Raw genomic sequence first — 19707 nt, 5'->3', positions numbered from 1 at the left:
GTAAGCCCCGGCATCTGTTACGTGAGAAAGCTGAGGTAACAGTTTCTTCACGATTGTCACGTGTTACCCGCACATCAGACAGCTGCGATTCAGCTCTCGCTGGCCACACCGGTCTTGCGCCGCGGAATGCCCAGGCGCTGGCGACGTTCCCACAGGCATTTGCGGCTGACCCCGAGTTTGCGGGCGAGCTCGGTTTCAGTCATGTGGTCCTGGTGTTCGAGAACGAAGTGCTGGAAGTAGTCTTCCAGCGACAGGTCTTCGGTCGGCTCATGGCTGTTGTTCCCGGCATTGTTACCCTGCTGAGGCGCCAGGCCGATGAAGTCGTCTTCTTCCAGATCGCTCAGCTCGATGTCGATACCCAGCAATTCGGCAGAAATCTCCGGGCTCTCGCACAGGATGACCGCACGCTCGACGGCGTTTTCCAGCTCTCGAACGTTACCCGGCCATGAGTAGTGGCGAATCGCCTGCTCGGCGTCCGCGGCGAACCTCAGGTCGGTGCGATTGACTCGCGCACTCTGCCGGGCCAGAAAGGCATTGGCAATTTCGTTGACGTCCGCACCGCGCTCGCGCAAGGCCGGCAGCTTCAGGGCGATCACGTGGAGGCGGTAATACAAGTCTTCACGGAACTGACCGATCTTCGCCAGGCTCTTGAGATCCCGGTGAGTCGCGGCAATCAGGCGTACATCGACCTTCTGCGATTGCACCGAGCCGACCCGGCGAATTTCACCTTCCTGCAACACGCGCAGCAGGCGGGCCTGGGCTTCCAGTGGCAGTTCGCCGATTTCGTCGAGGAACAGGGTGCCGCCATCGGCTGCTTCCACCAGACCGGCACGCCCGGCGCTGGCGCCAGTGAACGCGCCTTTTTCGTGGCCGAACAGTTCGGACTCGATCAGGCTTTCCGGAATGGCCGCGCAGTTCACCGAAATCATCGGTGCCTTGGCGCGCCTGGACAGGTTGTGCAAGGCGCGGGCAACCAGTTCCTTGCCGGTGCCGGACTCGCCCTGGATCAGCACATTGGAATCGGTCGGCGCGACTTTGCGGATCTTGCTGTACAGATCCTGCATCGGCGGGCACGAGCCGATGATGCCGATTTCGCCGTTGCTGTTGTCGATACCCGGTTTCGCCGCGCCATTGCTGGCCTTGCCGGCGACCGGTTCGCTGCTGACCTGTGCCGATTGCCGGTCACGCAGGATGCGCGAGACGGCCTGGAGCATTTCGTCGTGGTCGAACGGCTTGGCGATGTAATCCACCGCACCCATCTTCATCGAGTCGACCGCCGAACGCAGACTGGCGTAGCTGGTCATGATCAGCACCGGAGTGCCCTGACCAAGCTTGATCAGCTCGGTGCCCGGTGCGCCAGGCAGGCGCAGGTCACTGACGATCAGGTCGAACGTGGGAATGGTGAAGCGTTCTTGTGCTTCCTGCACTGAACCGGCTTCGCTGACCTGGTACTGGTTACGTTCCAGCAGGCGGCGCAAGGCGGAGCGGATAATTGTTTCGTCTTCGACGATCAAAATGTGCGGCATTGATTCGATACTCTCGACGGTCTCAGTTCACAGCGGACGTCGCTTCGACATGACGCGGCAAGGTCACCCGGATACGGGTGCCGCGTTGGCTTTGTACATCAGCCGGGCTGTCGATGGTGATTTGTCCATAATGCTCTTCAACGATGGAATAGACCAGTGCAAGGCCCAGACCGGTGCCTTCGCCAGGATCCTTGGTGGTGAAGAAAGGTTCGAACAGTCGGTCCATGATGCTCGAGGGAATACCGCTGCCTTCGTCTTCCACGATCAGGTCGACCGTGTGTTCGCCGGCTTCGCTCTTGACTCGCACCGCGCTGCCGGGAGGCGAGGCGTCGCGGGCGTTCGAGAGCAGGTTGATCAGTACTTGCGCCAGGCGCTGCGGGTCGCCTTCGACCCAATGGTCGGGGTCGCACAGATTGTAGAACTGCACTTCGAAATTGCGTCGGTTCAGGGCCAGCAGGCCTATCGCATCCTGGGCCACTTCGGCCAGACAGACGGGCTCGTCGCTGTGCTGATGACTGCCGGCATGGGCGAAGCTCATCAGCGATTGAACGATGCGCGACACGCGCTTGGTCTGTTCGAGGATCTGCCCGCTGATTTCCTTCAGTTCGCTGTCCTCTTCACGCTCTTCGCGTAGGTTCTGTGCCAGGCAGGCGATGCCGGTGATCGGGTTGCCGATTTCATGGGCGACGCCGGCGGCCAGGCGACCGATGCTGGCCAGACGCTCGGAGTGCACCAGTTTGTCTTCGAGCATCTGGGTTTCGGTCAGGTCTTCCACCAGCAGCACCAGGCCACTGTTTCCCGGTGCGAGGGGTTCATCGATCGCCGCTTTGTGCAGGTTAAGCCAGCGGGTCTGGCCGTCGAGGGCCAGGTGCTGCTTGTGCAAGTGCTCGTCCGGCAGATTGATGAAGCCTTGCAGCAGCGCCTTCCACGGATCGGCGATGGTGCTCAGGCGCGAACCGACCACACGTTGTGCGGCAATCCCGGTCAATTCCTCCATGGCTTTGTTCCACATGAGGATTTCCTGGTCCTTGGCCAGCGAGCAGACGCCCATGGGCAATTCCTGCAAGGTCTGGCGGTGGTAGCGGCGCAGGGCATCGAGTTCGGCGGCAAGGCCGGTCAGGCGCGAGTGGTAATCCTCGAGGCGACTTTCGATGAAGTGGATGTCTTCGGTGACGTAGTTTTCGCCGCCGGCCTTATAAGGCAGGAAGGTTTCGACCATGTCCTGAGCCACGCTCGGCCCCATCAGGCCGGACAGGTTGGCTTCGATCCGGTCACGTAAACGGCGCAGGGCGTACGGTCGGCGCTCGTCGAATGGCAGGTAAAGGTCGCGCAGCGCCTGCTCGACTTCTTTCTGCGCAGCCTTGGCGCCCAGGGGTTTGGCCAGCTGCGTGGCGAACTCCTGGGGCGAGGCGGCGTGCAGTTCGCGGCGTTGCGGGCGGCGCACGTTGTCCACGGCGCAGGCTTCGGCGGCACTGGCTTCTTCGGCGCTGGCGTTGGTGAACAGCGAGATCAGGGTGAACATCAGCACGTTCGCCGCCAGCGAGGCGATGGCTGCCATGTGCCAGCTGGTGTCGTCCAGCACATAAATCATGTTCAGCAGCGGAATGTAGAAGCCCTGCAGATTGCCGACCAACGGCAATAGCATCGTCACCAGCCACACCAGGATGCCCGCCAGTAAACCGGCGATGAAACCGCGGCGGTTGGCGGTCGGCCAGTACAGGACCGACAGCACGCCAGGAAGGAACTGCAGGGTCGCGACAAAGGCGACGATACCGAGGTTGGCCAAGTCCTGCTCGGCACCCAGCAACAGGTAGAAGCCGTAGCCGGCCATGATGATCGCGACAATCAGCGCCCGGCGGGTCCACTTCAGCCAGCGATAGATATTGCCTTCGGCCGGCGGCTGGTAAAGCGGCAGTACCAGGTGGTTCAAGGCCATTCCGGACAGTGCCAGGGTGGTGACGATGATCAGCCCGCTGGCCGCCGACAAGCCTCCGATGTACGCCAGCAGCGCCAGGGCTTTGCTATTGGCGGCGATACCGATGCCCAGGGTGAAATATTCCGGGTTGGTGGTGGCGCCCAGTTTCAGCCCGGCCCAGAGAATCAGCGGCACGGCCAGGCTCATCAACAGCAGGAACAGCGGCAGGCCCCAGCTGGCACTTACCAGTGAGCGCGGGTTGAGGTTCTCGGTAAAGGTCATGTGATACATGTGCGGCATCACGATCGCCGAGGCGAAGAACACCAGCAGCAATGTGCGCCATGGGCCTTCCTGTAGCGGTGTATGCAGGGCGGCGAGGGCGGTCTGGTTCTGCAGCAGCCACAATTCCAGCTGTTGCGGGCCGTCGAATACGCCATACAGCGCATACAGGCCGACGCCGCCAATGGCGATCAACTTGATCACCGACTCGAAGGCAATCGCGAACACCAGGCCCTCATGCTTCTCGCGAGTGGCGATATGGCGCGAGCCAAAGAAAATCGTGAACAGCGTGATCAGTGCGCAGAAGCTCAGGGCCACGCGATGCTGGACCGGTTCGCGGGTGAGAATGCCAATGGAGTCGGCCACCGCCTGGATCTGCAGGGCCAGCAGCGGCAGCACGCCGATCAGCATGAAGATGGTTGTCAGTGCGCCGGCCCAGGTGCTGCGGAAGCGGAAGGCGAACAAGTCGGCCAGCGATGACAGCTGATAGGTGCGGGTGATCTTCAGGATCGGATACAGCAACACCGGTGCCAGCAGGAATGCCCCGGAGACCCCGAGGTAACTGGACAGGAAACCGTAGCCGTACTGATAGGCCAGCCCCACCGTGCCGTAAAACGCCCAGGCACTGGCGTAGACACCCAGCGACAGGGTGTACGTCAGCGGGTGGCGAATGATCGCCCGGGGGATCATGCCCCGTTCGCTGACCCAGGCGACGCCGAACAGCACCGCCAGGTACGCGGCGCTGATCAGGATCATCTGGGTCAGGCTAAAGCTCATCGGCATCTTTTTGGCTCTGCAGGATGAAGGTCACGACGATCAGGATCAGCCAGAGCAGATAAGGGCGATACCAGGCGCCAGTGGCGTCGATCCACCAATCCATGATGGCCGGGGAAAACAGATAAATCCCCACTACCAAAAGCAGGACCAAGCGATAGATGTACATCCCGGCCTCTCTTTTTTACGCGCGTGCCCGAAAACGTGCGGCGATGGTAACGGATGGGCGCGCCACTGCAAGTGTGATCACTGTAGTTGCGCTTCGGGCAGGTTGGGAGTGCGCGGGATCTTCAATGCATCCCAGTGGGCAATGCCCCAGTCCAGCACTTCCCTTGGTGTGGCGTAAGCCAGTTCGGCTTCCGGAATTTGTCCGAGTGCGCGCAGCGCCCGCAGCAACAAGGGCGTCGCCTGATCTTCGGCCAGCGGCGGCGAACGGTAGGATTTGCCGAGTTTGTTGCCATCTGGTTGGGTAATCAGCGGAATATGCAGGTAACGCGGTTGTGGCAGGCCGAGCAACTCTTGCAGGTACAGCTGACGCGGTGTGGAGTCGAGAAGGTCGGCGCCACGGACGATATCGGTAATGCCTTGCCAGGCATCGTCCAGCACCACCGCCAGTTGATAGGCGTAGAGCCCGTCGCGGCGGCGGATCACGAAATCGCCGACTTCCCGGCCCAGGTGCTGGCGGAACTCCCCCTGGACCCGGTCGATAAAGTGGTATTCCAGCTCTGGCACGCGCAGGCGAATCGCGGCATCTTCGGTGCTGTGACCGGCGTTGCGACACAGTCCAGGATAAACACCGTGATACGGCGCAAGCTGTTTGCGCGAACAGGTGCAGGCATAGGCCAGGCCGTGGTTGAACAGGCGGTCGATGACCTCGGCGTAGGCCGCGTGTCGATCGCTTTGGCGGATCATCTCGCCATCCCATTCGAACCCATAGCTTTCCAGGGCCTTGAGAATGGCCGCTTGGGCGCCGGGTTCTTCCCGCGGGGGATCCAGGTCTTCCATGCGCATCAACCAACGACCGCCCACGGCGCGCGCGTCGAGGTACGACGCCAGCGCGGCGACCAGCGAACCGAAATGCAGGTGTCCGCTGGGCGTGGGGGCGAAGCGTCCGATGTAGGCGGGGGAAGTGATGGCAGTCATGGCTGGATATTACTTTGTTGGCGCCTGATAAGCGCACGGCTTGATACCGCTATCGCGAGCAAGCTCGCTCCCACATTTGATCTGCGGCGTTCACAAATCCAGTGTGGGAGCGAGCTTGCTCGCGATGGCGATCTTAAAGTCACAGCAGGTATCAGCAAATATCAGAAACAAAAAAGGAGCGTTCGCACGCTCCGTTCTTCATTCAACCCGACATTACTTGCCGACTTGTTTTTCCTTGATTTCCGCCAAGGTCTTGCAGTCGACACACATGTCGGCAGTAGGGCGGGCTTCCAGTCGCTTGACGCCGATTTCGACGCCGCAGGACTCGCACCAGCCATACTCTTCGTCTTCGATCAATTGCAGGGTCTTATCGATTTTCTTGATCAGCTTGCGCTCGCGATCACGGGCGCGCAATTCGAGGCTGAATTCTTCTTCCTGGCTGGCACGGTCTGCCGGATCCGGGAAGTTGGCCGCTTCGTCTTTCATGTGATCAACCGTACGGTCGACTTCCTGCATCAAGTCCTGTTTCCACTTATTCAGGATCTTGGTGAAGTGAGCGCGCATGGGCTTGCCCATGTATTCCTCGCCCTTCACTTCTTTGTAGGGTTCGAAACCGCTGATCGACTGATTTTGCTGCTTTGCTTGGGTGGGCATGAAATGGACCGCCTCTACTCTTGTAATCCATTGCGCAGGATTGCTCCATCACCGACACCTGCCGGCCCTGCGGCTGCAAGCGGGCGAACTTACCAGATCAAATCGGGCCGCGCTACTCCCGGATGTCGAGGTAGTGGCCTTTGGTGCTTGCAAATGTATGCGAAGCCTTGTCTGGTGGTGCTGGAGACCTGATCAAATATTGATTTTAGTCAAACCTGGGACACACGCTTGAGTCGTTTGAGACCAGAGTTATATGGCTCTGACCGCTTTAGGTTCTCGCTCGTTCCTGCGCTTGGGTAGAATCGATTTTTTTCCCTGTTGAAGGAAGGCTAATGGCTCAGCCCTACAGTGCCCGCAGTCGCGCGATCGAACCTTTCCATGTCATGGCGCTGCTGGCGCGGGCCAATGAACTGCAAGCCGCCGGCCACGACGTGATCCACCTGGAAATAGGCGAGCCGGACTTCATCACCGCCGAGCCGATCATCCAGGCCGGCCAGGCTGCACTGACGGCGGGCAAGACCCGATACACCGCTGCGCGCGGCATCCCTGAGTTGCGCGAGGCCATTTCGGGCTTCTACCAGCAGCGTTATGGGCTGAACATCGATCCGCAGCGAATCCTGATCACGCCCGGCGGTTCAGGCGCGCTGTTGCTGGCCAGCGCGTTGCTGGTGGACCCGGGCAAGCACTGGCTGCTGGCGGACCCGGGATACCCGTGCAACCGGCATTTCCTGCGGCTGGTGGAAGGCGCGGCGCAGCTTGTTCCTGTCGGTCCGGAGGTGCGTTATCAGCTGACGCCTGATCTGGTGGCCCGTCATTGGGACCGCGACAGTGTCGGTGCCCTGGTGGCGTCACCGGCCAACCCGACCGGGACCATCCTGACTCGCGACGAACTGGCGGGACTGTCCGACGCAATCAAGGCGCGCCACGGCCATCTGGTGGTGGACGAGATCTATCACGGCCTGACCTACGGCACAGATGCGGCCAGCGTGCTGGAAGTCGATGACAGCGCCTTTGTCCTGAATAGTTTTTCAAAGTATTTCGGCATGACCGGCTGGCGACTCGGCTGGCTGGTGGCACCCGAAGCCGCGGTCGGTGAGCTGGAAAAACTCGCCCAGAACCTCTACATCAGCGCCCCAAGCATGGCCCAGCACGCCGCGCTGGCGTGCTTTGAACCGGCAACCATCAGCATTCTGGAAGAGCGTCGCGCCGAATTTGGCCGGCGTCGGGATTTCCTGCTGCCGGCCCTGCGGGAATTGGGCTTCGGGATCGCCGTGGAACCGGAAGGGGCTTTCTATTTGTACGCCGATATCAGCAAGTTCGGCGGTGATGCCTTCGCGTTCTGCCGGCATTTCCTGGAAATCGAACATGTGGCGATCACCCCTGGGCTGGACTTCGGGCGTTATCAGGCCGGACATCACGTGCGCTTTGCCTACACCCAAAGCCTGCCGCGCTTGCAGGAAGCGGTGGAGCGGATCGCTCGCGGTTTGAAGAGCTGGCAAGGCTGATGCGCTTTCATCCTCCACTCGAAGAAGGTCGTCTGATCCGTCGCTACAAGCGTTTTCTCGCCGATATCGAGACCGTTGGCGGCGAGTTGCTGACTATTCACTGCCCGAACACGGGCTCGATGCTCAATTGCCAGGTCGAGGGCGGGCAGGTCTGGTTCAGTCGTTCCAATGACCCGAAACGCAAATTGCCCGGCACCTGGGAAGTTGGCGAGACCCCCCAGCGGCGGCTGTTTTGCGTGAACACCGGGCGGGCCAACGGCTTGATCGAGGAGGCGTTGCGCGCAGGCGTCATCACCGAACTGAACGGCTTTACCGAGCTGAAACGCGAAGTCGCCTATGGCCAGGAAAGCAGCCGCATCGATTTTCGCCTCGATTACCCGAGCGGACCGGCCTATGTGGAAGTCAAAAGTGTCACCCTGGGTTACGACGAATCGTTGGTGGCGGCATTTCCCGATGCCGTGACCCAGCGCGGCGCCAAGCATTTGCGCGAGTTGGCCCATCTGGCCCGGGACGGGATTCGCGCGGTGCAGTTGTACTGCGTGAACCTCACCGGGATCGAAGCGGTGCGTCCTGCCGAAGAAATCGATTCAGCCTACGCCGCCGCACTGCGTGAGGCCGTGGCCTGTGGGGTCGAGGTGCTGGCCTACGGCGTTCGGTTGACCCATGAAGAGATGGTGGTCGATCGACGACTGGAGGTGTTGCTCAACGGTTAAAGAGTGACCCAGATCCCCTGGTCGTCCTCGCGGCAGTCGACGCTGGCCAGGGATTGCCCGGCGCACGGGCCGGCGACGCATTCGCCGTCTTCGATCAGAAACAGTGCGCCGTGGGTGGCGCATTGGATCAGGCTGTTACTGGGGTCGAGAAACTGGTTGGGGGTCCATTCCAGTCCGACGCCACGGTGTGGACAGCGATTGATATAGACATAGACCCGGCCGCCCCGGCGCACGGCGAACAGCTTCTGGCCGTCGATCTCGAAACCGCGGCTGCTGTCATCGGCCAGCTCGAGGCCCGCGCAAAGAAACTTCATGTCTATCCTCAAGTGTCGCGTCTGGTGACCGGATATGTCCGAGCTTGACGTTCAAATGCAAACAATTATCAAATGGCCGCTTCACCCATTGGGCGGTGCTGGTGCCGGATGCCGAGGATACTTGGCCTGTCATCTCGATGCCTGGGAAAACTTTCAAGGAAGCTGTTTATGCGCCTGAGTACCCGTGTTGCTGCGCTCTGTGTCGGACTTCTGGTCAGTCATTGCGTCGCAGCGGCCGAGTTGCCACAACGCTGGGTCAGTGCCGGTGGCGCGCTGTCGGAGTGGGTCAGCGCCCTCGGTGGAGAATCAAAACTGGTCGGAGTCGATACCACGAGCCAGCACCCTGAATCCCTGAAGGCATTGCCCAGTATCGGTTATCAACGGCAATTGTCGGCGGAGGGTATTTTAAGCTTGCGCCCGCAGATCCTGATCGGCACCGAAGAAATGGGCCCGCCGCCGGTGCTTTCGCAGGTTCGCAGTGCTGGCGTGCAAGTCGAACTGTTCTCCGCCCAGCCGGATCTGCCGACCTTGCAGGGTAATCTGCAACACTTGGGCAAGTTGCTTGGCGCGCAAGACCGGGCGGCGCAACTGATTCAGGCGTATCAGCAGCAACTCGAACAGCAAAAGGTCCGGGTCACTCGCGCGCAGTTGAAGGAAAAATCGCCGGGCGTCCTGTTGTTGCTCGGCCACGCCGGTGGCAAACCGCTGATCGCCGGCAAGGACACTGCCGCCGACTGGTTGCTGCAAAAAGCCGGCGGGCACAATCTGGCAACACATACCGGCTACAAGCCTTTTTCTGTCGAATCGCTGGTCAGTCTTGATCCCGACGTGCTGGTGTTTGCCGATCGTGCGCTTTCAGGTGATGCGGCGAGGGCAGCCCTGTTCAAGGAAAATCCGATCCTGTCCTCGACCCGTGCGGCCAAGGATGGGCGAGTCATGGAGCTCGATCCCACCTTGCTGGTGGGTGGTCTCGGGCCGCGGTTGCCCGAGGCATTGAAGTCACTGTCTGGCGCCTTCTTCCCCGGTTCCGCCGGCCAATGACCATTCTGGTTAAACCGCGTGCGTTGTTTCTTGGCTTGAGCCTGCTGTGTTTGCTTGCGATATGGCTGTCGTTGGCGCTGGGGCCTGTCAGCTTGCCGCTGTTCGATACCTTGCGCGCGGCGTTGCGGCTGATCGGCTTGCCCATTGCGCCCGACGGGCTGGAGCAGGCCGAGCTGATCCTCGGACAGATTCGCCTGCCGCGAACCCTGTTGGGTTTGGCAGTGGGGGCCGTTTTGGCGTTGTCTGGCGTCGCGATGCAGGGACTGTTTCGTAACCCTCTGGCCGATCCGGGGCTGGTGGGGGTTTCCAGTGGCGCGGCGCTGGGCGCGGCGATTGCGATAGTCGGCGGTTCGATATTCGGCGGCCTGCCGGAATCCTTCGGGCCTTATCTGTTATCGCTGTGCGCATTTATTGGCGGGCTCGGCGTAACGGCGCTGGTGTATCGGCTGGGTCGGCGCAACGGGCAGACCCATGTCGCGACCATGCTATTGGCGGGTATTGCGTTAACGGCGCTGGCCGGTTCCGCCGTCGGGCTGTTTACCTATCTGGCCGACGACGCGACCCTGCGCACGCTGACGTTCTGGAACCTGGGCAGCCTGAACGGCGCCAGCTATGCGCGACTCTGGCCATTGCTGCTGATCACTGTCGGCGTCGCGCTGTGGCTGCCGCGCCGGGCCAAGGCCTTGAATGCGCTGCTGTTGGGCGAATCCGAAGCCGGTCACCTTGGGATCGATGTCGAAGGGCTCAAGCGCGAGCTGGTGTTCTGCACGGCGCTGGGCGTCGGCGCGGCGGTTGCGGCGGCGGGGATGATCGGCTTTGTCGGGCTGGTGGTGCCGCACCTGGTACGTCTGCTGGCCGGTCCTGATCATCGCGTGCTGTTGCCGGCGTCGCTGCTGGCGGGAGGCAGTCTCCTGTTGTTTGCCGATCTGGTCGCACGACTGGCGCTGGCGCCGGCCGAGTTGCCGATCGGCATCGTCACGGCCTTCATCGGTGCGCCGTTTTTTCTATATTTACTGCTCCGGGGGCGTGCCTGATGTTGCGAACGCAGAATCTGCAAATCCGTCGGGGGCGCAAGATCGTATTGACCGACGTCACGCTCGAGGTCAAGCCGGGCGAAGTCCTGGGTGTGCTGGGGCCCAATGGTGCCGGGAAAAGCACCTTGCTCGGTGCCTTGTGCGGCGAGTTGCAGGCTGATCAGGGCAGTGTCTGGCTTGAGGAGCGCGAGCTGAGCGACTGGGCGGGGGCGCTGCGAGCCCAGCGCCTGGCCGTGCTGCCGCAGGTATCGACCCTGGACTTCGCCTTTCGCGTCGAAGAAGTGGTCGGCATGGGCCGCTTGCCCCATCAGAGCGGCCGGGTCCGCGATGATGAAATCGTCGCCGCCGCCTTGCAGGCTGCCGATGCCGGGCATTTGACCGGCCGCAGCTACCTGGCCTTGTCCGGCGGCGAACGCCAGCGAGTGCATCTGGCGCGGGTACTGGCACAACTCTGGCCGGGCGAGGCGGGGCAGACCCTGTTGCTCGATGAGCCGACCTCGATGCTCGACCCGCTGCACCAGCACACCACCCTGCAAGCGGTGCGCGAATTTGCCGATCGCGGCGCGGCGGTATTGGTGATCCTGCATGATCTGAACCTGGCGGCGCGCTATTGTGATCGCCTGTTACTGCTCGAAGGCGGGCGCCCGGTGGCGCTCGATACACCGGAGCAGGTGTTGCGTCCGGAACCGCTCAAGGCGGTCTTCGGCCTGGAAGTGCTGGTGCAACAGCATCCGGAGCGTGGGCATCCGCTGATCATCGCCCGCTGAGTTTTCAAAGGAGTGGGTGCATGCGTGTCATGTTGATTCTGGCAATGCTGGTGCTGAGTGCTTGCCAGCATGTTTTGGCACCGCCCCCGGTCGTCGGTGAGATCCGCGACTTGCGCAGCGGTCAGAGCCTGACGCCACAGGAACTGGTTGCTCGCTTGGCCAAGCCTTCGCGACTGATCGTAGGTGAACAGCATGACAATCGCGACCACCATGCACTGCAACTGTGGTTGTTGCAGGCATTGGGTGAGCGCCGACCTCAAGGCAGCCTGCTGCTGGAAATGCTCACGCCGGACCAGCAGCCACGCGTCGATAAGGTTCGCCACGCTTCGGCACCCCCGGCGGATTTGCCCGCTGCGTTGGCCTGGCAGGATGGCTGGGACTGGGATTTGTACGGGCCGATCGTTCGCTTCGCCCTGTCCCAGCCGTATCCGCTGCTGTCCGCTAATCTGGCGACACCGCAAGTCCGGGCTATCTATACCAACCCTCCCACCTTGAGCGGCTCGCGCTCCAACGCGTCTTCGGTCAAGGACGAACTGCTGCAGCAAGTCAGCGATTCCCATTGCGGCCTGCTGCCCAAATCGCAGATGCCGGCAATGCTTGCCGTTCAGCAGCAACGCGACCGGCGCATGGCTGAACGTTTGCTCGCAGCACCGGAGCCTTCAGTGCTTTTTTCCGGAGCTTTCCATGCGCGCAAGGACGTCGGCGTGCCGATTCACCTGCTGGATCTGGGTGCAGCTGAGGCGCCGACGGTATTGATGCTGGCTCAGCAGGGCGGTGAGGTCACACCGGCGATGGCCGATTACGTCTGGTATACGCCTGTCACGCCAGCAACGGATTACTGCGCGCAGATGCGCAAACAGTTTGGAAAGTGATCGAGTGACTTTTCCACAGGCAAAAAAAGACCCGGCAAGAGCCGGGTCAAATAACCGTGATTAGCCTGATGAGGAGATATCTGAGAGTCCGAACCAAGGGCTTTTCAAATATCGACCAGTCTCGCGACCAGTTGTGATAATCATAGCGATTCTCATTACCAAGTCAACAGCTGATTTTTCATTTGCTTGAAATTAGTCTTCAGTTCGTTGGAGGGCCCCGTAATCATTGGGCCGCAGGTCCATTCAGTTTTTGTGACGGGATGAAATGGCTTCCAGTTGTTTATTCAGGGCTTCCTTGCGTTCGGCAGGAATATCGTTCCAGTGCACGTCCATCAAGGCGCCTTCGATCGCATACAACAACACCTTGGACGCCCGAAACCCGCGGGTGCGCACGGCCCGATAAGCGTCCACCGCCCCCAGGCGACGCAAGTCCGAGGCGCTGTGGATGCCCACGGCATGCAGCCACTGCGCTGACGTCTTGCCAAGATTCTTCAGGTGCTGCAGTTCATCATTCATCAAGCCTCCTTGCGACGGCCGAACGGTGCGTGGGCGAGCTTCTCAGGAGTGTAGCCATCAGCAGGAAAAGCGTGATTGTTTGCTTGGTTTCGATGCAAATGCTTCTAAGAGCGGGGCGCCTGGCGCTGAAGGAATGCAGGAGAGGAGGGCAACACAAAACACGGTGGGAGCCAGACCAGCTTGCCGGCGAAGAGGGTGTGTCAGTCAATGATGATGTTGCCTGACCCACCGCTTTCGTCGGAACGCCGCCCGGAGCAGGCTCGCTCCCACAGTGGATAGAGTCGTGTCAGGGAGGTGATGCGGGTCTCAGCGGATACGGTAGCGCAGGCGTGTGCCGAAATTCATCGACATCAGAATTTCATCCGCACTCAACTCTGGCGGGAAGTAGGCGCCGGAGATTTGCGCATGGGCCAGGCTTGCTCCTTCGAGGATCGAGTGGCTGAAGTCGATGCCGCGCAAGTCGGCGGAGCGGAAGTAGGCATTGCTGAAGTCGATGCGGTCGGCGTTCAGTTCACGCAGATCGAGCCCCCGGAAATCGCCACCGACCATGTCGATGATGCCTTCCACGGGGCGTTCTTTGTTGAAACCTGTGATGTCGTCTTTGTGCAGCAAGGCATAAAGCGGAGTGTCGAGAAGTCTGGGCTGGCTCATGTCACATCACCTGTTGGTTTATGACGCCAGTGTAGTGCCGCTATCTGACGGCCGTGAAGCCGGTGAGGGCTTCACGGTTCAAATACGTCCTACAGGCCCGGCAGGCGCTGGCGAATTTGCGCGACAACGGTGTCCAGGGTCCCGCTTTCGTTGGTCTGCACGCGTTTGCTGCAGAGGATCTCTGCTGGCGTCAACGCTTCGCGGCTGGCTTGCTGCGCTTCGATAATGGCCAGGTTGGCGTCGGAAGGGTCCGTGTTGTCTGCCTGACGCAGCGCCAGCCAGCCCTCGATCACTGCTTGCGGTGCATTGCAATCAAGGATCAGGAAGGGCGCACCGGTGGCCTCGGCGACTTTCGCTGCGCCGTCGCGCTGTTCGCGTTTGAGGTAAGTGGCATCGACTACCACCGGGAAGCCGGCATGCAGGATCACCGCGGCAATTTCATGCAGGCGGCTGTAGGTGGCGACGCTGGCGTCGGCACTATAGATGCCAGCCTGCGGGTCGTTGACGACGGTTTGCTCGCCGAACAGGCGTTTGCGTTCCACATCCGAGCGCAAGCGAATGGCGCCCAGTGCTTCTACCAGGCGCAAGGCCACTCGGCTCTTGCCGACCGCGGACACGCCGTGGGTAATCGCCATGAAGCGCGAAGGAATGGTGCTGTAGCTTTCCGCCAGGTTGGCGTAGTTGCGGTACTGGCGCAGGGTGGTGGCGCGTTGTACCGGGTCGGCCTCGGCCGGCATGCTGAACAGGCTGACCTTGGCGCGCACCAGTGCGCGGTAGGCTTTATAGAAGTTCAGCAGTTCGAGGCCCTGGTAATCGCCGGTCAGCTCCAGGTATTGGCTGATGAAGCGACGCGCCAGGCTTTTTAGGCCGCGGTCCTCGAGGTCCATCGCGAGGAAACCGGTGTCGGCATAAACGTCGGTGAAACGGAACGGTTCGTTGAACTCGATGCAGTCGAAGATCACGACCTTGTCGTCGATCACCGTGGCGTTGCCCAAGTGGATATCACCGTGGCATTCGCGAATGAAACCGTCCGCCTTGCGCTGGGCGAACAGTGGCTGGAGGCGGTCGAAGCTGCTTTCGGCCCAGGCTTGCAGGGCATCGAGTTGCAACAGGTCGGCCTTGTCGCGCAGGAACGGGCGTATCTGTTCGAAGTTCTGGCGCACCGGCGCCATGACGCTGTCCGGGGTGCCGGCTTCGTGTTCAGCGGGCACTTTCGGCGCATTGAGGTGGAACTGGGCGATCTGTGCGGCCATCTCGTCGATGTGCGTGGTGGTCAATTCGCCATTGGCCTGCAGCGTGCTGAGCAAACCGGATTGCGGGAACTGACGCATTTTCAGGGCGTAATCGACAACCGGGCCATCGCCGCCGAGCTGGGGGGCTTCGGCACTGCCGGTGATTGGTAACACTTCGAGATACAAATCGTTGGTCAGGCGCTGGTTCAAACGCAGCTCTTCACCGCAGAAATGCCCGCGAGCCTCGAGGCTGGTGAAGTCCAGAAAGCCGAAATTAACCGGCTTCTTCAATTTATAAGCAAAGGGGCCTGTGAGAATGACCCAGGAGATATGGGTCTCGATGACCTGGAACCCATCCACGGGATGCGGGTAGAGGGCGGGGTTTTGCAGGGCAGCGATCAGGGACTGGGTCACAGGCATTCCTTCAGAGTCTGGGGAAAATTCACGGCGGTCATTATGGCCGCAAGTCCGGCTGACGCAAACCTCGGAGGGCTTCTGTCGAGTATCAATAAAGTGCGTATAATCCGCCGCCATGACTCGTACTCGATCCCCCCGCACCCCCAAGAAACCACCTTCCAGAGGCCTGAGCCCCTGGCTGGGCTGGGCCCTTAAACTCAGTCTGGTCGGCCTCGTGGTGCTCGCCGGATTCGCGGTTTACCTCGACGCCGTGGTCCAGGAGAAGTTTTCCGGCAAGCGCTGGACCATCCCGGCCAAGGTGTACGCGCGCCCGCTCGAGCTGTTCGTCGGACAAAAGCTCAGCAAGGCTGACTTTCTGACCGAACTCGATGCCTTGGGCTATCGTCGTGAAAGCGTGAGCAACGGCCCCGGCGCTGCAGCGGTCAATGGCAACACCGTCGACTTGAATACCCGTGGCTTCCAGTTTTATGAAGGACTGGAGAGCGCCCAGCCTGTGCGTGTGCGATTCTCCGGCGACTATGTGGCTGAACTCTCGGGGGCCAAGGGTACGAAGGTTTCCGTGGTGCGGCTGGAGCCGCTCCTAATCGGCGGGATTTACCCCAAGAATCTCGAAGACCGCATTCTGATCAAGATCGATCAGGTCCCGCCATACCTGCTGGAAACCCTGGTTGCCGTGGAAGACCGGGACTTTTATAGCCATTGGGGCGTGTCGCCCAAGTCGATTGCCCGGGCCGTCTGGGTCAACACCTCTGGCGGCAAGATGACCCAGGGCGGCAGTACCCTGACGCAACAGCTGGTGAAAAATTTCTACCTGACCAGCGAACGCAGCCTGACCCGCAAGCTCACCGAAGCCATGATGGCGATGTTGCTTGAGCTGCATTACGACAAACGAGAAATTCTTGAGGCTTACCTCAACGAAGTGTTCGTCGGTCAGGATGGTCAGCGCGCCGTACACGGGTTCGGTCTGGCCAGCCAGTTCTTCTTCGGGCAGCCGTTGTCCGAACTGAAACTGCACCAGGTCGCCATGCTGGTGGCCATGGTCAAGGGACCTTCCTATTACAACCCGCGCCGCAACCCGGAGCGGGCGCTCGAGCGACGCAATTTGGTGCTCGATGTCCTTGAGCAACAAGGTGTCGCCACCGCCGAGCAGGTCGCGGCGGCGAAGAAAATGCCATTGGGCGTGACCACTCGCGGAAAATTGGCCGACAGCTCGTTCCCCGGTTTCCTCGACCTGGTCAAGCGTCAGCTGCGCCAAGACTATCGCGACGAAGACTTGACCGAAGAAGGCCTGCGGATTTTCACCAGCTTCGATCCGATCCTGCAGATGAAAGCCGAGGCCTCGGTCGATGACACCTTCAAGCGCCTGGCCGGGCGCAAGGGTTCGGATGAAGTCGAAGCGGCGATGGTCGTGACCAACCCGGAAACCGGCGAAGTCCAGGCCATGATCGGCAGTCGTCAGGCGGGCTTCGCCGGCTTCAACCGGGCGCTGGATGCGGTGCGACCGATCGGTTCGTTGATCAAGCCAGCGGTATATCTGACAGCCCTCGAGAAACCGAGCCAGTACACCTTGACCAGTTGGCTGTCGGACGACTCCTTCTCGGTCAAAGGGGCGGATGGCCAGGTCTGGAAGCCGCAGAACTATGATCGCCGTTCCCATGGCACGGTGTTCCTTTATCAAGGCCTGGCGCATTCCTACAACCTGTCGACCGCACGTCTCGGTTTGGCGGTGGGCGTGCCCAATGTCCTGAAGACCTTGGCACGTCTGGGGGTGAGTCGCGAGTTCCCGGCCTTCCCGTCGATGTTGCTGGGGGCTGGTGGCCTGACGCCGATCGAAGTGGCAACCATGTACCAGACCTTGGCCAACGGCGGCTTCAATACGCCAATGCGCGGGATTCGCAGCGTGCTGACGGCCGAAGGCGAGCCGCTCAAGCGTTATCCGTTCCAGATCCAGCAGCGCTTCGACCCGGCCTCCATTTACCTGGTCCAGAACGCAATGCAGCGGGTCATGCGTGAAGGCACCGGCAGTTCGGTTTATAACGTATTACCCAAGACCCTGACGCTGGCCGGCAAGACCGGTACCAGTAACGATTCGCGAGACAGCTGGTTCGCCGGTTTCAGCCAGGATCTGCTGGCCGTGGTCTGGCTGGGGCGTGATGACAACGGCAAGACGCCATTCACCGGTGCCACCGGTGCGTTGCAGGTCTGGACCAGTTTCATGCGCAAGGCCGATCCGCTGCCGCTGGACATGCCGCAGCCGGACAACATCGTTCAGGCCTGGGTTGATTCGCGAACTGGCCAAGGCTCTGATGCCAACTGCCCAGGCGCGGTGCAGATGCCGTATATTCGCGGCAGCGAACCGCCTCCCGGCGCCGCCTGCGGTGGTGAAAGCCCCGTGTCTGGCGAAACGGTGATGGATTGGGTCAAGGGCTGGATGAACTAAGCAAAGAGGGTTTCAAGTGAAAAAGTGGTTGATTCCAGCGGTTACCGCCGTGGCTTTGCTCAGCGGTTGCTCCACCGTACAGCGCGGTTCCATTCCGGTTGTGGATTCCGGCAGCGCCGTTTCCAATAGCGAACGGATTCAGGCGAATGGCGGTTACCGTCAAACGACGGTCCAGCGTCCCGCGCAAAACCAGACTCAGGCGATTCCGCAGGGCGATACTGGTGTGGTGGTGATGGTACCGGGTGGCGGTGCAGTGGCATCGGCACCGATCAGCACGACGCCGATTACTCCGGGGCCGATTACTCCCGGTCCGGTCAACACTGCGCCGGTTCAGTCCGCGCCGATCAATCAGGGCAGCTACAGCATGCCGTCGACGCCAAGCGGGATCCCGTCGTCAAGCTCGGGTGGCCTGTCCGCCGATGAGCAACTGGACGGCCCGGTACTGGCGTTGCTGACCACCGCTCAACAGCAACAGGCAGGCGGCGATCTCAATGGTGCGTCCTCCAGTCTTGAGCGCGCCCAGCGTGTTGCGCCGCGTGAGCCGCAGGTGCTTTATCGCCTGGCTCAGGTACGCATGGCCCAAGGCGATGCCGCGCAAGCCGAGCAATTTGCCCGTCGCGGCCTGACCTTTGCCAATGGTCGTCCGGCACTTCAGGCCAGCTTGTGGGAGTTGATCGCCCAGTCGCGTGAGAAGCAGGGCGATTCCGCCGGTGCTGCATTGGCCCGTCAAAAGGCCAAGGTTTCGTCGTGATGGATGCACGCTTTCCGAAGATTGCCGAGCAGCTACTGCTGATCGAGCGTGAGCTGCGGGTTCAGGGGTGGTGGGACGAGGTCCCACCCTCTGCTGAAGCGCTTTGCAGTGTCGAGCCGTTCTCGGTCGATACGCTGGATTTCGAGCAGTGGCTGCAATGGATCTTCCTGCCGCGAATGAAGGTCATCCTCGAACAGGATCTGCCATTGCCCAATGCATCGGGGATTCAGGAGATGGCGGAAATGGTCTTCGCCGCCCGTAATGTCCAGGGCAGGGATCGGCAGCTGCAGGTCTTGCTCAAGGAGTTCGACCTGCTGATAACTGCCTCCCGCTGACGCGCTTACTGGCAGTTATCGGCAATCTGTTTCTGTGTTTCGGTGATGCGTTCCTGGCGTGTCTGGTCGGTCAGGCGGCGCATCTCGCCGTCAATCTCTTCCCGTAGTCGTGGATTGTTCTGCAGTTGAGCGAGGTTGGTCCGTGCCTGCTCGCAGAATATCTTGAGCTGGGCTTGCTGCTCGGTCACCTGCTTTTTCACTGTCTTGTCGATGGCCTGCTGATCGCCGAGCACGTTGCTGCGCGCAGGTGCGGGCGGTTTGCCGGCGGGCGAGGCGGGCGTGACCACCGTGGTGGCTTGCTGCCCCTGAGGCGGCTGCGCACCGAAATGGGTAACACCCTGGGCGTCGACCCATTTGTAGATCTGGCCGGCCATGCACAAAGGGCTCACGCCGATCAGCAGGCCGATGGTCAGGAAAAACGTTCGCATGCCATTTCCTTGTCTTGGGTTGCGCAATTGAAGCTAACACAGTTGCTGTTTAGCGGTTTTTTCTTGCTTTCTCATGTACTTGGTTCAATAAAGCACATAGACGACTTGACTTGCAGGGGACGAAACAGAAGAATCCAAAGTCCGCTGTAGAGGGACTGCCAGAAGCAGACCCACTCGGTAGATCATGAGGCGCACATCCGCGCCGACCTGTTACACCCGCAACGCGTTACCTCGCGCTGGGTGGGAAAGGCCCGCAACACTTGGGACGATCCCAATACTTGCTCAGTCAGTGCTGACGTAGTCGGCGACCACCGTCGCTCATGCTCTGCCGAGAAGTAAACCTATTAAGACCCGTCCTCTTTCATGTGGGCGGTATTCTGGCGTTTTAGAGGTGAACAAC

The 19707-nt window shown here is 60.9% G+C and carries 19 protein-coding genes; 9 read left to right on the top strand and 10 right to left on the bottom strand.

Going from position 1 to position 19707, the window contains the following annotated elements:
- Window positions 1–89: 89 nt before the first annotated feature.
- From ACA041_RS27585 to dksA, 5 genes are all read right to left on the bottom strand, one after another.
- Window positions 90–1526, bottom strand: a complete 1437-nt coding sequence (locus tag ACA041_RS27585; RefSeq protein WP_497438694.1) for a sigma-54-dependent transcriptional regulator — start codon at window positions 1524–1526, stop codon at window positions 90–92.
- Window positions 1527–1548: 22 nt separating this feature from the next.
- Complete coding sequence (locus ACA041_RS27580; RefSeq protein ID WP_497438693.1) at window positions 1549–4503, bottom strand: sensor histidine kinase; 2955 nt, start codon at window positions 4501–4503, stop codon at window positions 1549–1551.
- Complete coding sequence (locus tag ACA041_RS27575; RefSeq protein ID WP_003176118.1) at window positions 4487–4663, bottom strand: hypothetical protein; 177 nt, start codon at window positions 4661–4663, stop codon at window positions 4487–4489. Before ACA041_RS27575 ends, ACA041_RS27580 begins: the two co-directional genes overlap by 17 nt.
- A 77-nt stretch (window positions 4664–4740) precedes the next feature.
- Window positions 4741–5637, bottom strand: a complete 897-nt coding sequence (gene gluQRS, locus ACA041_RS27570) for a tRNA glutamyl-Q(34) synthetase GluQRS (RefSeq protein ID WP_497438692.1) — start codon at window positions 5635–5637, stop codon at window positions 4741–4743.
- A 213-nt stretch (window positions 5638–5850) separates the two neighbouring features.
- Window positions 5851–6291, bottom strand: coding sequence for an RNA polymerase-binding protein DksA (dksA, locus tag ACA041_RS27565; protein ID WP_007902025.1), 441 nt, complete (start codon window positions 6289–6291; stop codon window positions 5851–5853).
- A 332-nt stretch (window positions 6292–6623) separates the two neighbouring features.
- Here dksA and ACA041_RS27560 point away from each other — a divergent pair, with 332 nt between their 5' ends.
- Together ACA041_RS27560 and sfsA are read left to right on the top strand one after the other, a co-directional pair.
- Window positions 6624–7796: a pyridoxal phosphate-dependent aminotransferase gene (locus ACA041_RS27560; protein WP_497438691.1), complete on the top strand. Its 1173-nt coding sequence runs from the start codon at window positions 6624–6626 to the stop codon at window positions 7794–7796.
- Entirely contained in the window at window positions 7796–8509 is a 714-nt protein-coding gene (gene sfsA / locus ACA041_RS27555; RefSeq protein WP_497438690.1) for a DNA/RNA nuclease SfsA, read from the top strand. Before ACA041_RS27560 ends, sfsA begins: the two co-directional genes overlap by 1 nt.
- On the opposite strand, the gene ACA041_RS27550 is transcribed toward sfsA, so the two are convergent.
- Entirely contained in the window at window positions 8506–8823 is a 318-nt protein-coding gene (locus ACA041_RS27550) for a Rieske (2Fe-2S) protein (protein ID WP_497438689.1), read from the bottom strand. The genes sfsA and ACA041_RS27550 overlap by 4 nt on opposite strands.
- Window positions 8824–8991: 168 nt before the next feature.
- Between ACA041_RS27550 and ACA041_RS27545 the strand changes: the two genes are divergently transcribed.
- Genes ACA041_RS27545 through ACA041_RS27530 form a run of 4 tightly spaced genes read left to right on the top strand, consistent with a single transcriptional unit; the run spans window position 8992 to window position 12537 of the window.
- Window positions 8992–9864, top strand: coding sequence for a heme/hemin ABC transporter substrate-binding protein (locus tag ACA041_RS27545; protein ID WP_497438688.1), 873 nt, complete (start codon window positions 8992–8994; stop codon window positions 9862–9864).
- A 50-nt stretch (window positions 9865–9914) separates the two neighbouring features.
- Window positions 9915–10898, top strand: a complete 984-nt coding sequence (locus ACA041_RS27540) for a FecCD family ABC transporter permease (RefSeq protein WP_497442185.1) — start codon at window positions 9915–9917, stop codon at window positions 10896–10898.
- Complete coding sequence (locus tag ACA041_RS27535) at window positions 10898–11665, top strand: heme ABC transporter ATP-binding protein (RefSeq protein WP_497438687.1); 768 nt, start codon at window positions 10898–10900, stop codon at window positions 11663–11665. Before ACA041_RS27540 ends, ACA041_RS27535 begins: the two co-directional genes overlap by 1 nt.
- A gap of 20 nt (window positions 11666–11685) precedes the next feature.
- Window positions 11686–12537, top strand: coding sequence for a ChaN family lipoprotein (locus tag ACA041_RS27530; protein WP_497438686.1), 852 nt, complete (start codon window positions 11686–11688; stop codon window positions 12535–12537).
- Window positions 12538–12780: 243 nt separating this feature from the next.
- Here ACA041_RS27530 and ACA041_RS27525 read toward each other — a convergent pair whose 3' ends face one another.
- The 3 genes from ACA041_RS27525 to ACA041_RS27515 form a co-directional block, all read right to left on the bottom strand.
- Entirely contained in the window at window positions 12781–13053 is a 273-nt protein-coding gene (locus ACA041_RS27525) for a TfoX/Sxy family protein (protein ID WP_007971093.1), read from the bottom strand.
- Between the two features lie 306 nt (window positions 13054–13359).
- The gene (locus ACA041_RS27520) at window positions 13360–13704 is read right to left on the bottom strand and encodes a pentapeptide repeat-containing protein (RefSeq protein WP_497438685.1); all 345 of its coding nucleotides are present in this window, start codon (window positions 13702–13704) and stop codon (window positions 13360–13362) included.
- An 89-nt stretch (window positions 13705–13793) separates the two neighbouring features.
- Window positions 13794–15350 (bottom strand): bifunctional aminoglycoside phosphotransferase/ATP-binding protein, encoded by a 1557-nt coding sequence (locus ACA041_RS27515; protein WP_497438684.1) that lies wholly within the window; start codon window positions 15348–15350, stop codon window positions 13794–13796.
- 118 nt (window positions 15351–15468) lie between these two features.
- On the opposite strand from ACA041_RS27515, the gene mrcB reads away from it, so the two are divergent.
- The 3 genes from mrcB to ACA041_RS27500 are packed head-to-tail and all read left to right on the top strand — an operon-like array spanning window position 15469 to window position 18879.
- The gene (gene mrcB / locus ACA041_RS27510; RefSeq protein WP_497438683.1) at window positions 15469–17793 is read left to right on the top strand and encodes a penicillin-binding protein 1B; all 2325 of its coding nucleotides are present in this window, start codon (window positions 15469–15471) and stop codon (window positions 17791–17793) included.
- Window positions 17794–17809: 16 nt separating this feature from the next.
- Window positions 17810–18544: a tetratricopeptide repeat protein gene (locus ACA041_RS27505; protein ID WP_497438682.1), complete on the top strand. Its 735-nt coding sequence runs from the start codon at window positions 17810–17812 to the stop codon at window positions 18542–18544.
- Window positions 18544–18879, top strand: a complete 336-nt coding sequence (locus ACA041_RS27500; RefSeq protein WP_497438681.1) for a YqcC family protein — start codon at window positions 18544–18546, stop codon at window positions 18877–18879. Before ACA041_RS27505 ends, ACA041_RS27500 begins: the two co-directional genes overlap by 1 nt.
- A 5-nt stretch (window positions 18880–18884) precedes the next feature.
- On the opposite strand, the gene ACA041_RS27495 is transcribed toward ACA041_RS27500, so the two are convergent.
- The gene (locus ACA041_RS27495; protein ID WP_497438680.1) at window positions 18885–19307 is read right to left on the bottom strand and encodes a DUF4124 domain-containing protein; all 423 of its coding nucleotides are present in this window, start codon (window positions 19305–19307) and stop codon (window positions 18885–18887) included.
- Between the last annotated feature and the right edge of the window lie 400 nt (window positions 19308–19707).

This window comes from Pseudomonas sp. LBUM1676, assembly GCF_059695605.1.
This window is presented reverse-complemented; position numbering and strand designations above follow the sequence as displayed.

Excerpts from the sequence above, each read along its gene's own strand:
- ACA041_RS27560 (WP_497438691.1), top strand. The coding sequence starts at position 6,624 with ATGGCTCAGCCCTACAGTGCCCGCAGTCGCGCGATCGAACCTTTCCAT.
- ACA041_RS27495 (WP_497438680.1), bottom strand. The coding sequence starts at position 19,307 with ATGCGAACGTTTTTCCTGACCATCGGCCTGCTGATCGGCGTGAGCCCT.
- mrcB (WP_497438683.1), top strand. The coding sequence starts at position 15,469 with ATGACTCGTACTCGATCCCCCCGCACCCCCAAGAAACCACCTTCCAGA.
- ACA041_RS27525 (WP_007971093.1), bottom strand. The coding sequence starts at position 13,053 with ATGAATGATGAACTGCAGCACCTGAAGAATCTTGGCAAGACGTCAGCG.
- ACA041_RS27545 (WP_497438688.1), top strand. The coding sequence starts at position 8,992 with ATGCGCCTGAGTACCCGTGTTGCTGCGCTCTGTGTCGGACTTCTGGTC.
- ACA041_RS27500 (WP_497438681.1), top strand. The coding sequence starts at position 18,544 with ATGGATGCACGCTTTCCGAAGATTGCCGAGCAGCTACTGCTGATCGAG.
- ACA041_RS27575 (WP_003176118.1), bottom strand. The coding sequence starts at position 4,663 with ATGTACATCTATCGCTTGGTCCTGCTTTTGGTAGTGGGGATTTATCTG.
- gluQRS (WP_497438692.1), bottom strand. The coding sequence starts at position 5,637 with ATGACTGCCATCACTTCCCCCGCCTACATCGGACGCTTCGCCCCCACG.
- ACA041_RS27580 (WP_497438693.1), bottom strand. The coding sequence starts at position 4,503 with ATGCCGATGAGCTTTAGCCTGACCCAGATGATCCTGATCAGCGCCGCG.
- dksA (WP_007902025.1), bottom strand. The coding sequence starts at position 6,291 with ATGCCCACCCAAGCAAAGCAGCAAAATCAGTCGATCAGCGGTTTCGAA.
- ACA041_RS27520 (WP_497438685.1), bottom strand. The coding sequence starts at position 13,704 with ATGAGCCAGCCCAGACTTCTCGACACTCCGCTTTATGCCTTGCTGCAC.
- ACA041_RS27550 (WP_497438689.1), bottom strand. The coding sequence starts at position 8,823 with ATGAAGTTTCTTTGCGCGGGCCTCGAGCTGGCCGATGACAGCAGCCGC.
- ACA041_RS27530 (WP_497438686.1), top strand. The coding sequence starts at position 11,686 with ATGCGTGTCATGTTGATTCTGGCAATGCTGGTGCTGAGTGCTTGCCAG.
- ACA041_RS27535 (WP_497438687.1), top strand. The coding sequence starts at position 10,898 with ATGTTGCGAACGCAGAATCTGCAAATCCGTCGGGGGCGCAAGATCGTA.
- sfsA (WP_497438690.1), top strand. The coding sequence starts at position 7,796 with ATGCGCTTTCATCCTCCACTCGAAGAAGGTCGTCTGATCCGTCGCTAC.
- ACA041_RS27585 (WP_497438694.1), bottom strand. The coding sequence starts at position 1,526 with ATGCCGCACATTTTGATCGTCGAAGACGAAACAATTATCCGCTCCGCC.